The 11,763-nt window shown below is 71.6% G+C and carries 11 protein-coding genes; 6 read left to right on the plus strand and 5 right to left on the minus strand.

Annotated features, from left to right (window positions below):
* Positions 1-23 precede the first annotated feature (23 nt).
* From MQC88_RS10780 to MQC88_RS10800, 5 genes are all read left to right on the plus strand, one after another.
* Positions 24-260: a hypothetical protein gene (locus tag MQC88_RS10780; protein WP_243321861.1), complete on the plus strand. Its 237-nt coding sequence runs from the start codon at positions 24-26 to the stop codon at positions 258-260.
* Complete coding sequence (locus tag MQC88_RS10785; RefSeq protein ID WP_243321863.1) at positions 245-2,581, plus strand: MMPL family transporter; 2,337 nt, start codon at positions 245-247, stop codon at positions 2,579-2,581. Before MQC88_RS10780 ends, MQC88_RS10785 begins: the two co-directional genes overlap by 16 nt.
* On the plus strand, positions 2,578-3,015 hold the full coding sequence (locus MQC88_RS10790; protein ID WP_243321865.1) for a hotdog family protein: 438 nt from the start codon (positions 2,578-2,580) through the stop codon (positions 3,013-3,015). Before MQC88_RS10785 ends, MQC88_RS10790 begins: the two co-directional genes overlap by 4 nt.
* 79 nt (positions 3,016-3,094) lie before the next feature.
* The gene (gene fabG / locus MQC88_RS10795) at positions 3,095-3,829 is read left to right on the plus strand and encodes a 3-oxoacyl-ACP reductase FabG (RefSeq protein ID WP_243321867.1); all 735 of its coding nucleotides are present in this window, start codon (positions 3,095-3,097) and stop codon (positions 3,827-3,829) included.
* A 94-nt stretch (positions 3,830-3,923) separates the two neighbouring features.
* The gene (locus tag MQC88_RS10800; protein ID WP_243321869.1) at positions 3,924-4,400 is read left to right on the plus strand and encodes a hypothetical protein; all 477 of its coding nucleotides are present in this window, start codon (positions 3,924-3,926) and stop codon (positions 4,398-4,400) included.
* A gap of 7 nt (positions 4,401-4,407) precedes the next feature.
* Here MQC88_RS10800 and MQC88_RS10805 read toward each other — a convergent pair whose 3' ends face one another.
* The 5 genes from MQC88_RS10805 to MQC88_RS10825 all read right to left on the minus strand — a co-directional run bounded on the left by MQC88_RS10805 (position 4,408) and on the right by MQC88_RS10825 (position 9,182).
* A complete protein-coding gene (locus MQC88_RS10805) occupies positions 4,408-6,054 on the minus strand; it encodes an NAD(P)/FAD-dependent oxidoreductase (protein ID WP_243321871.1) in 1,647 nt (548 codons plus the stop codon).
* The gene (locus tag MQC88_RS10810) at positions 6,054-6,878 is read right to left on the minus strand and encodes a glycosyltransferase family 2 protein (protein WP_425491623.1); all 825 of its coding nucleotides are present in this window, start codon (positions 6,876-6,878) and stop codon (positions 6,054-6,056) included. Before MQC88_RS10810 ends, MQC88_RS10805 begins: the two co-directional genes overlap by 1 nt.
* Before the next feature lie 7 nt (positions 6,879-6,885).
* Complete coding sequence (locus MQC88_RS10815; RefSeq protein WP_243321876.1) at positions 6,886-7,692, minus strand: beta-ketoacyl synthase chain length factor; 807 nt, start codon at positions 7,690-7,692, stop codon at positions 6,886-6,888.
* Positions 7,689-8,879: a beta-ketoacyl-[acyl-carrier-protein] synthase family protein gene (locus tag MQC88_RS10820; RefSeq protein ID WP_243321926.1), complete on the minus strand. Its 1,191-nt coding sequence runs from the start codon at positions 8,877-8,879 to the stop codon at positions 7,689-7,691. The genes MQC88_RS10815 and MQC88_RS10820 overlap by 4 nt, the downstream gene beginning before the upstream one ends.
* Before the next feature lie 102 nt (positions 8,880-8,981).
* Positions 8,982-9,182 carry a hypothetical protein gene (locus MQC88_RS10825; protein WP_243321877.1) on the minus strand — a complete coding sequence of 67 codons (201 nt, stop codon included), beginning with the start codon at positions 9,180-9,182 and terminating at the stop codon, positions 8,982-8,984.
* Between the two features lie 10 nt (positions 9,183-9,192).
* Between MQC88_RS10825 and MQC88_RS10830 the strand changes: the two genes are divergently transcribed.
* Positions 9,193-11,487, plus strand: coding sequence for a S9 family peptidase (locus tag MQC88_RS10830; protein ID WP_243321878.1), 2,295 nt, complete (start codon positions 9,193-9,195; stop codon positions 11,485-11,487).
* Positions 11,488-11,763: the final 276 nt, after the last annotated feature.

An 11,763-nucleotide genomic window follows, 5' to 3' on the forward strand; every position in this document is an offset into this window, starting at 1 on the left:
GGCTTCGGGGATGGGAACCATGCATGGATAGCCGTCTGACCGCGCAGCAACGCCTCGCACTCGCATTGCTGTGGCTGGCCATGTTGCTGGTGGCAGGGTTGGCCATCGGACAGCGCCTGCAGGTGACCGGCGACTTGCGGAAGTTCATGCCGCGCCAGGCCGGAATCCGGTTTGCCGCGTGGCTGCAAGCCGTCGCCACGGCTGATGGCACGCGCTTGCGGGTACCCCGGACAAGAGGCGCGGCATGGGCAGCGCATTGAACCCGCGTCGGCGCATCGCGCTCGCCCTGCTCTGGCTGGCGCTGCTGGCGATCGCGGCTTGGGCGATCGGACAGCGCCTGCAGGTGACCGGCGACTTGCGGAAGTTCATGCCCGAAGCAAGCACCCCCGCGCAGAAGCTCCTCATCGACGAACTCGGCGAGGGCCCCGGTTCGCGCCTGTTGCTGCTGGCGCTATCGGGCGACACCCCGGAGGCGCTCGCCCGGCAATCGCTGGCCCTGCGGCAACGACTGGCGGCAAGCCCGCTGTTCAAGCTCGTTGCCAACGGCGGCGACAGCGGCCTCGACGCGATTCCGGCGCGGCTGCGGCCGTATCGCTACCTGTTGTCGGACACGCTCGACTCGCAGCGCTTCGACAGCGCCTACCTGCACGAGCAGTTCCAAGCGCGCGTGCAGGACCTGGGCTCGCCGGCGGCCTCGCTGGTGGAACCGTTGGTACCGGCCGACCCCACCCTGGAAACCCTGAAACTGGCCGAGGCCTGGCAGCCGGCGAATGCGCCGCAACGCCTGCACGGCGTGTGGTTCGATCGGGCCGGGAAGCAGGCGTTGCTGGTCGCCGAAACGGTCGCCCCCGGTTTCGACCCGACCGGCCAGCAGCGCGCGGTCGATGCGATCCGCGCCGCCTTCGCCGCCGGGCGCGGCGCCTCGGCTTCGCAACTCGCGCTCACCGGGCCGGGGGCGTTCTCGGTCGAGATCGGCGGCCGCACCCAGCGCGAAGCCGGCTGGATCGGCAGCATCGACACCATCGGCCTGGTACTGCTGCTGTGGTTCGCCTACCGCAGCTGGAAGGCGCCGCTGCTGGGCGTGTTGCCGCTTGCCAGCGCCGGGCTGGCGGGGCTGGGCGCGGTCGCGCTGCTGTTCGACGGCGTGCACGGCATCACCGTCGCCTTCGGCTTCACCCTGATCGGCGTGGTGCAGGATTATCCGATCCACCTGTTCAGCCACCAGCGCGCCGGGCTGTCGCCACGCGACAGCGCGCGTGCACTGTGGCCGACGCTGGCCACCGGGGTGGTCTCGACCTGCATCGCCTACGTCACCTTCCTCGTGTCCGGCGTCGATGGCCTGCGGCAACTGGCGGTGTTCACCATCTCCGGACTGGCGACCGCGGCGCTGACGACGCGCTACCTGCTGCCGGCGCTGATCGACCCGGCCCCGCGCGATGCCGCGGAGTCGCCGCTGCTGGCGCGCCTGTGGGCGCGGATCGAACGCCTGCCGCGGCCGCGCTTCGCGCTCGCCCTGCTGGCTGCCGGCGCGCTGGCGGTGGTCGCGTTCGCGCCCGGCGCGTTCTGGCAGAACGACCTGTCGAAGCTGACCCCGGTACCGGCCGATGCGCTCGCGCGCGATGCGCAGCTGCGCAGCGAGCTCGGCGCGCCCGACGTGCGTTACATGATTGCGCTGCCCGGCCGCGATGCCGAAGCCGCGCTGCAGGCCGTCGAGCGCCTGCAGCCGGCGCTGGCGCAGCTGGTCGAAGGGCGCGCCATCGCCGGCTACGACAGCGCCGCGCGTTACCTGCCGAGCATCGCCACGCAACGCGCGCGACAGGCGGCCTTGCCGGACACGCCGGCGTTGCAGGCGGCGCTGGCGACCGCGCTGGCCGCGACCCCGCTGCGCAGCGACGCTTTCGGCGCTTTCGTCGCCGATGTCGCCGCGGCGAAACGGGCGCCGCCACTGGTGCCGCGCGATCTCGACGGCACGCCGCTGGCGGCCAGCGTCGATGGCCTGTTGCTGGCGCGCGGCGACCACGCCACCGCGCTGGTGTCGCTGGCCGGGCTCGCCGACCCGGCGGCGGTGGCGCGGGTGGCGCAGGCCCAGGGCGGGCAGTTGCTCGACCTCAAGCAGGCGTCCGAATCCCTGGTAGTGGCATACCGGCAGCGGGTGCTGCTGGCGCTGGCGCTCGCGGCGTTGCTGCTGGTGGCGACGGTGTGGATCGCATTGCGCGACCCGCGGCGCGTGCTGCGGGTGGTGTTGCCGATGGCCCTCACCACGCTGCTGATCCTGGCGGTGCTGCGCGGTTGCGGGGTCGAGCTCAACCTGTTCCACCTGGTGGCGCTGATCCTCGCCGCCGGGCTGGGCCTGGATTACGCGCTGTTCTTCGAGCACGCCGGCGACGACCGCGCGGAACAGTTGCGCACGCTGCACGCGGTGATCGTCTGCAGCCTGACCACGCTGCTGGTGTTCTGCCTGCTGGCGCTGTCGTCGATCCCGGTCCTGCGCGCGATCGGCAGCACGGTGGCGATCGGCGTGTTCGGCAACTTCGTGCTGGCGCTGCTGGTCGCGCGTGAACCCGCGGGCGCGCCGGCATGATCGACCGCGCGGGGATCCTGGCGCTGGTGCCGCACCAGGGCGCGATGTGCCTGTGGGACGAGGTGCTGGACTGGGATGCGGACTCGATCCGGCTGCGGGCGCACAACCATCGCGATCCCGCGCATCCGCTGCGCGGCGACGACGGCCGCCTGCGCGCGGTGCACCTGTGCGAATACGGCGCACAGGCGATGGCGGTGCATGGTGGGCTGCGCGCCCGGGCCGCGGGCGGCGTCGCGAAACCGGGACTGCTGGTGGCGCTGCGCGCCGTCGAATTGCTCGTCGCCCGCATCGACGATTTGCCCGGTGCACTGGAGTGCGAGGCCCGCGTGCTGATCGACAGCGACGCCGGCTGGCAATATGCGTTCCGCGTCAGCCATGCGGGGATGCTGCTGGCCGAAGGCCGCGCCGCGGTGCTGCCGCAGTCGGCCACGTAGGCGACCTTGTCGCGGCGCCTTCCCTGTTGCACGCGCTCCTACATAATGGCGATGACGACGCGATGACCGGAACCCAGGCATGACGACACTGCAACCACGCCGCGCGCTCGTCACCGGCGGCAGCGGCGACCTCGGCGGTGCGATCTGCCGCCGGCTCGCCGCCGATGGCCTGCACGTGATCGTGCATGCTCACGGCAACCGCGCGCGTGCCGACGACGTCGTGACCGCGGTCCGCGCGGCCGGCGGCAGCGCCGAAGCCATTGCCTTCGACGTCGCCGACGGCGAGGCCAGCCGCGCCGCGATCGACGGGCTGCTCGCCGCCGGCCCGGTCCAGCTCGTGGTCAACAACGCCGGCATCCACGATGACGCACCGCTGGCCGGGATGTCGGAGCTGCAGTGGAAGCGGGTGATCGACGTATCGCTGCACGGTTTCTTCCACGTCACCCAGCCGCTGCTGTTGCCGATGGCGCGCACGCGCTGGGGCCGCATCGTCAGCGTGTCCAGCGTTGCGGCGGTGCTCGGCAACCGCGGCCAGGCCAACTACGCCGCGGCCAAGGCGGCGCTGCACGGCGCGACCCGGTCGCTGGCGCGGGAGATGGCCAGCCGCGGCGTCACCGCCAACGTGGTCGCACCGGGCGTCATCGCCGGCGCCATGGCCGAGGCCGCGTTCGCGCCGGAACGGGTGCGCGAGATGGTGCCCGCCGGGCGCGCCGGCACGCCGGACGAGGTCGCCGCACTGGTGGCGTTCCTGTGTTCGGATGCGGCCGGCTACGTCAACGGCCAAGTGATCGGCGTCAACGGCGGCATGGCCTAGCGCGGGCCTGGCGGCGCGCATGGCCGCGGACTGGCGGGATTCAGCCGTCGCGGCGGATGATCACGGCCCTGCCGCCACGCCTACGCCCGCCGCCATGCGCACACCCTCGATCCTGCTGCTGCTGTTCGTCGCCATCGTCCTCGCCGGCTGCGCCACTACGTCCCGGGTGATGCTCGGCGCCGCGCGCCCGGCGCTCGCGCCGGAACAGGTGCGGGTCTATTTCACCCCGCCCCCCGGGCGCTACCAGGAAATCGCGGTGCTGCAGACCGCCAGTGGCCCGCTGACCTACGGCGAGCAGAACAAGATGGACAACGTGATCGCCAAGCTGCGCGCCGAAGCCGCCCGCCTCGGCGCCAACGGCGTGCTGCTGCAGGGCACGGCGAACGGTTATGGCGGCAGCAATGTCGGCGTCGGCGTCGGTGGCGGCAGCATCGGTGGCCACACCCGCATCGGTGGCGGCGTCGGCGTCAACATCAGCCCGACCCCGAAGTACGCCACCGGCACCGCGATCTTCGTCGAGGATGCGCCCATCGCGCCCCTGCCCGCGGCCGCGCCGCCGGCCCAGGACTGAATCGGGTTCAGGTCGTCGCGGGCGCGACGCCCGCATGCCAGTGCGACGGCAGCAGGGCATCGTCCGGAAGCGGCACCGCGCCCGCGCACAGGGCATCCAGGCCGTGGTCGTCGATCCGGGGATGCGCGTGCCGCGCCGCCGCCAGCAGTTCCGCGGCCAAGGCCGCCATGCGCGCCACGTTGGCGTCGATCCGGGCCACGAAGTCGTCGTCGTCGAGCGTGTCGGCCAGGCCGCCGTTCATCGCGCACGCCCAGTCCAGCCGGTACTGGTCGAGCCAGCGCCCGTCGGCAACGGCCGGCCCGGCGTCGCGCAGCCCCCAGTCGCGCAGCAGCGCCTGCATCCCCAGGTTCAGCGCACGGCCGCGGCCGAAGGCCGGCTTGAGCCGGCTGAGCAGTGGCAGCGCCGCCTGGCGCCCGCCGAAGAACACCGGCGCCAGCAACGCCCAGTAATAGGTGTAGTCCCACATGATCTTCAGCGGCATCACCAGCGCGTTGCCGAAGATCGGGTACTGGCCGCGGTACAGCGTCAGCGAGTTCTCGTAGAACGAGAAATACAGCAGCTGGTAGATCTGCGCGTGCGCCTCGATCGGCCCGCCGGCGCGGTCCATCGCCACCAGTTCGCTGACGTAGGTGTTGCTGAGCGCGATGAAGTCGCTGCCGGGCGAATAGAACGGATCCAGGAACACCCCGGCCTCGCCGGTGAGCGCCCAGCGGTCGGCCGAAAACACCTGCTTGCAGCCATGCGAGAAACCGCGCAGGAAGCGGAAGTCCTGCAGCGCGAGCCCCGAGGCGTCGAGCGCGGCGGCGGCCTGCGGCTGGTGCACGCGCAGCCAGGCCATCGCCTTGTCGTGGGTGTTCATCGTCTCCAGCGGATGCATCGCCGCATCGCAGACGATGCCCAGCGAATGGCTGCCCGAGGCCAGCGGGATCAGCCAGAACCAGTAGCCGGGGCCGCACAGGTGGTTGGTCGAGCGCCAGCGGTCGGGCGGCTCGCAGCGCGCGCGCCACTGCGGATCGCCGGACCACTCGTTGATGTCGAGCTTGCCGTCGACGCGCCACCATGCGGCGTTGGCGTCGTGGCCGTTGGCCTGCGCCAGGCCGAGCTTGCGCTTGAGCAGGCCGGCGCGCCCGGACGCATCCACCAGCCAGCGTGCCGCCACGCGTTGCGTTTGGCCGGCATGCTCGTAGGCGACCTGGTGGCTGGCGCCGCTCTCGCCCAACTCGATGCCGCGGACCACGGCGGCGTCGCGGAAGTCGATACCGAGCGCGCGCGCGCGTTCGCCGAGGAAGTTCTCGAAGCGGCCGCGATCGAGCTGCCACGAGCCGGTCGGCAGCAACCGGCTGACGCCCAGCTCGGTGCATTGGTCCAGCTGCGTGCTGCGATCGTTGAAGAAGTAGCGCAGGCCGAACTTCACCAGCTGCTCGCGCTCCAGGTGTTCGCGCAGGCCGAGCACTTCGGCGAAATAGTGCGCGCCGACCTCGACCGTGGATTCGCCGACCTTGAAGGCGGCTTCGCGCACCGGGTGCGCGTTGCGCTCCAGCACCAGCACGTCGATGCCGGGGTCGCGTTGCCGCAGCTGCAAGGCGAGCGTCAGTCCGGCCAGGCCGCCACCGAGGATGACGACGTCGCGCGGCGACCCGCTGGTCAGGGCCATCACCCGGCGCGCTGCATCTGCGGTTGCGGCAATGCATTGCCGAATTCGCCGCTCGGGTCGTCGACCAGCGGCGGGTTGGCGCGGATGCTGCGATGCACCGCGACCAGGCCGCCGTGGCGCACCGCCTGCAGCACGATGTGGCTGGTGATCCGCCACAGGTCGCGCAGCGGCCGGAAATGGCTGGCGCGGAACTGCTCGCCCGAATGCACGCTCTTGTAGCGCGACTCGATCGGCACCGAAACGCAGCGGGTGCCGAGCCGGCGCGACGCGGAGATCAGGATCTGCGCCTCGAACACGAAATCCTCGCCGGGCACGTCGTCCAGCGCCGCCACCGCGGCCGGGTACAGGCGCTGCCCGCTCTGGCTGTCGGCGACCTGGTAGCCGGTGCCCCAGGCAATGCCCCAGTCGCCGAATTCGTTGGCCAGCCTGCGGTACAGCGGTTGCTGCGAACGCTTGCGCAGGCGCGCCCCGATCACCACGCAGCCGGGGTGGCGATTGGCCGCGGCCAGCAGGCGCGGGATGTCGCTGGCCGCGTGCTGGCCGTCGCCGTCCATGCTCAGCACTGCGCGCGCGCCCAGCCGCAGCGCCTCGCGGAAACCGTCGCGCAGCGAAGCGCCCTTGCCCATGCGCCGTGCATGCCGCAGCAGCGTCACCGGCAGGTCCGCCAGTTGCGCGACGGTGTCGTCGTCGGAACCGTCGTCGACCACGATCACGCGGTCGCACTCCAGCAGCGCGCCCTCGACCACGCCGCGGATCCGCAGCGCTTCGTTGAGCGCCGGGATCACCACGGCAACGGTGTGCCGGTCCAGGTGGGAGGCGGGCAGGGCGGTGTCAGGCATCGGCAATCTCCACCCGCAGCACGCGCCCCGGGCCGGCATGCAGGAATACCAGATCTTCGCCGCAAGCGAGCGCCTGGAACAGCGGCAGCATCGGCGCCATGGCATTGCCGTGCAGCCGTTGCGGCAGCCGGCCCCGCGCCGGCGGTGCGACGGCGTCGACCAGGGTGGCGCGCAACCGCGGCGTCCCGGGGCGCGGCGTGCGTGCCAGCACCAGCGCGCCGGCGAGCAGGCCCTGGCTGGGCGATACCGCCGCCAGCGGGCCCGCGGCGTGGCCGTCGTAGGCCGACAGCAGCACCGCTTCGGCGCCGGCGGCCAGTTGCGCCAGCGCCTCCAGCAGGCCCTGCGCGAAGCTGGCATCGAAGCTGCTGATCGCGGTGCTGGGCGCGTGGCAGCCGGCGCCGATGGTCCAGTAACCGGCGGCGGCGTTGTGCACCGAATTGTGGAACCGGGTGGGTGAAATCGCCCGGGGGTCGCTGGCCAGGGTCGCGCACATGTAGTCGGTGATGCCGAGGTCGCCATGGGTGGAGGCGAACACCGACGGCAGCGTGGCCGGGTCGCGGCCGGCGGCGGTGCAGGCCGCCAGCGCGGCCTCGAGCGCGATCGCGACGGTGTCCGGCGCGCGCCGGCGCTCGTTGGGCGCCAGCAACTGCGGCGACGGGCGCGCCGGCGCGTCGCCGGGCTGCGCATCGCCGCGGGCGAAGGCCCGCGCGGCCGGCCAGTCCGGCAGGCCGTTGGCCCAGAAGCCGATGCCCTCGATGCCGGCGCCCAGGTCGATGCGCGGCGTGCCGGTGCCGGTCATGCGGCGGCTCCGAACAACAGCGAGCAATTGTTTCCGCCGAAGCCGAAGGAGTTGTTCATCGCGTGGCGCAGCGCGCCCTCGGCGTTGTCCAGGCGCAGCTGCGGGCCGCAGTCCGGATCCACGTCGCGGCTGTTGAGGGTGCCCGGCAACAGGCCATGCTCCAGCGCGATCAGCGCGAACACCGATTCGACGATCCCGGCGGCGCCCAGCGTGTGCCCGGTCCAGCCCTTGGTCGAGCTGGCGTGCAGCGCGTCCGGGAACAGCGCCGCGACCGCGCGCGCTTCGACCGCATCGTTGGCAGGCGTCGCGGTGCCGTGCAGGTTGAGGTAGCCGACTTCGCCGGCGCCGATGCCGGCGCGCTGCAATGCCTGCTGCATCGCGATGCGTGCGCCCAGGCCTTCGGGGTGCGGGGTGGACATGTGGTGGGCGTCGCTGGATTCGCCGTAACCGCGCAACTGCAGGCCGCGCTCGCCCGACGCCGCGCGTTCGAGCACGGCGAACCCCCCAGCCTCGCCCAGCGAGAGCCCGTCGCGCGCGCTGTCGAACGGCCGGCACGGCGTCGCCGACACCAGCCCGAGCGCGTTGAACCCGTACAGCACGCTGCCGCACAGCGTATCGACGCCGCCGACCAGCGCGGCATCGACGATCCCGGCCTGCAGCAGCCGCGCCGCCTGGGCGAACACCTTGGCGCTGGACGAACAGGCGGTCGCCACGGTGACGCATGGCCCGCGCAGCCCGGTGGCCGCCTGCACGAAGCCGCCGAGCGAATGCGGCGTATGCACCTGCGGCCGGCGCAGGTCGGCGGGAAAGGCGCCATCCTCGAGCCCGGCATAGGCCTGTTCGGACGCGCCGATGCTGGCGGTGGAGGTGCCCAGTACCAGCGCGACGCGCGTGGCGCCGTGACGCTCGCGCAGCGCCGCGACCACGTCCAGGACGTGGTCCTGCTGCAGTGCCAGCCAGGCCAGGCGGTTGTTGCGGCATTCCCACTGCGCCCACGGCGTGGGCAGGGGCAGTGATTCCAGGCCGTCGACGCGGCCGATCCAGGTGTCCAGGCGATCGGGCGTGGTGTCGCCGAAGTCGTTGCGGCGCAGGCCGCCGCGTCGTCCACGCAACGCCGCGGCCTGCGCATCGCGCCCGGTGCCGATCGCGGTGGTGGCGGTGTAGGCGCGGATCGCCAGCGGCGGCATGACAGGCAACGACGACGATGGCGGCACGCAGGCCTCCGGAACGAATGACGGCGGCGAGTATAGCCAGCACGATGGTGACGCCCGGGTGGTGCCGCGCTCGATTCATGGCCGCGCCAGCCGCGCTGTCGTTGCCGCGCCGCGCGTGCCGAAGTGCGGCATGCGCGCATCGGCCGGGCCGGCCCGCGCATTCGTGCGCCAGGTCGCGGCCGGCATGCCATTGGTCATGGGCCGTCCGCCGACGACGCGCGCTAGTATCAGGCGGTTGCCCTTGGGCGAAATCGCGAAGAGGTCGGGGATGGTCACGAGGGGCTGGATGTTGGGGGCGCTGCTGCTGGCAGGCGCGGCCACGGGCACGGCGACGGCGCAGGTCACCAGCGCCGACTACCAGCGTGCGGCAGGCATGCTCGCCGACCGCACCCTGCCGCTGCTCGACGGCTGGCTGCGCGATCCGAACTGGCTGGCCGACGGCAGCCTGGTCTACGGCGTGATGTCGGGCGGCAAGACCACCTACCTGCGCCTGGACCCGGCGACCGGTCGCTCCACGCCGGCCTTCGACCTGCAGGCGCTGGCCGCCGCGGTCAGCAAGGCCAACCCGAAGGCCAAGCCGGTCGCGACCGACAAGCTGTCCCTGGCCGACGTCGGCAGCGAGGACGGCGGCTTGCGCATCCGCGTGCGTGGCGACGACCATGCCTATCGTTGCGACGGCAGGGGTTGCACGGCGCTCGTGAAACCCAAGTCCGGCGACGAACCGGGCGTGGCCTCCCCCGACGGCAGCCGCGAAGCCTTCATCCGCGACTGGAACCTGTGGCTGCGCGACACCGCGACCGGCAAGGAGACCCGGCTCACGTCCGACGGCCAGCCGGACTACGGCTACGCCACCGACAACGCCGGCTGGAAGCACACCGGCGACGCGGTGCTGGTGTGGTCGCCGGACGGACGGAAGATCGCGACCTTCCAGCAGGACCAGCGCAAGACCAGCACCATGACCCTGGTCGGCACCAACGTCGGCGTGCCCAAGGTGCAGCAGTGGAAGTATCCGTTCGTCGGCGACAAGGACGTGACGACGATCGAGCGGGTGGTCATCGACGTGTCCGCCGCGACGCCGCGGACCATCCGCCTGCGGATGCCCCCGGACCAGCACCGCTCCACTTGCGCCGACGACCTGCTGTGCAGCAACGGCTGGGAAGACGTGCAATGGGCGCAGGACGGCAAGACCCTGGCCTTCGTCAGCACCGACCGCGGCCACAAGTCGGCGACCCTGCGCGTGGCCGACGCGCAAACCGGTGCCGTGCGCGACGTGTACACGGAAACCGTGGCCACGCAGTACCAGAGCGCGCCGGCGCTGGACTCGGTCAACTGGCGCTACCTGCCCGCCAGCGGCGAGTTCATCTGGTTCAGCCAGAAGTCCGACTGGGGCCATCTCTACCTGCACGACCTGGCCAGCGGCAAGCTCAAGCGGCAGCTCACCAGCGGCCACTGGAACGTCACCGATATCGCCCATGTCGACCCGGCCACGCGCACGCTCTGGTTCAGCGGCGTCGGCCGCGAGGCCGGGCGCGACCCGTACTTCGTCCACTACTACAAGGTCGGCATCGACGGCGGCGACGTGCAGCTGCTGACGCCGGAAGACGCCAACCACGCGGTCACGCCCTCCGAAGACGGCCGGTACTTCGTCGACGTGGCGTCGACCATCGCCACCGCGCCGGTCGCGCTGCTGCGCGATGCCGACGGCAGGCAGGTCGCGGAACTCGCGCGCACCGACCTGTCGCGGCTCAGGGCCGCCGGCTGGGTGGCGCCGGAAGCGTTCACGGTCAAGGCGCGCGACGGCAAGACCGACCTTTACGGGCAGATGTTCAAGCCCTCGAACTTCGACCCGGCGAAGCACTACCCGATCATCACCTACATCTATCCGGGCCCGCAGGTCGGCTCGGTGCGCTCGCGCAGCTTCCAGCCCGCGCACGGCGACCACCAGGCACTGGCCGAACTCGGCTTCATCGTCATCGCCGTCGACGGCATGGGCACGCCGTTGCGCAGCAAGTCGTTCCAGGACGCCTGGTATGGCGACATGGCCGACAACACCCTGCCCGACCAGATCGCCGCGCTGAAGCAGCTGGCGGCGCGGTACCCATGGATCGATGCCGCCCGCGCCGGCATCTGGGGCCACTCCGGCGGCGGCAACGCCACCGCGGGGGCGATGTTCCGCTACCCCGACGTGTACAAGGTCGGCATCGCCGAATCCGGCAACCACGACAACCTCAGCTACGAAGACGACTGGGCCGAGCGCTACCACGGCCTGCTGGCGGACAAGGGCGACGGCAAGACCAACTACAGCGGCCAGGACAACGCCGCCTACGCGAAGAACCTCAAGGGCAAGCTATTCCTGCTGCACGGCCTGATGGACGACAACGTGCCGCCGCAGTCCACCCTGCTGGTGGTCGACGCGCTGATGAAGGCGAACAAGGACTTCGACCTGCTGCTGCTGCCCAACGCCCGCCACGGCTACGGCGCGGATGGCTATTACGTGATGCGCCGGCGTTGGGACTACTTCGTCAGGAACCTGCTCGGCGTCGAGCCGCCGAAGGAATTCGAGCTGGCGCCGGCGAAGTAGCGCGCGTACGGGACACGAATGGTTCCCGCGCCGACCCCGGAACTTCTACAGGGAAACCGTTGGACCGCGGTTCGGCGGAAAAACGCGCTGAAGCGTCCCTGTAATCGCGGACACTCCCGCAAGTAGCCGCAGGTTCGGGCTGCGCGGGACCTATTGTGATGCCGCGGCTGCGTGCGCGGAATCTTGCGTGGGAGAAGCTGGTGGCCCGCTGTTCGCGGGACACGCCGCAAGTACATCCATGTAGGCTCATCGGCGGCATCCATGCCGCCGAAGGTC

Source organism: Cognatiluteimonas sedimenti (assembly GCF_022808325.1).
In the GTDB taxonomy this organism is placed as follows: domain Bacteria; phylum Pseudomonadota; class Gammaproteobacteria; order Xanthomonadales; family Xanthomonadaceae; genus Cognatiluteimonas; species Cognatiluteimonas sedimenti.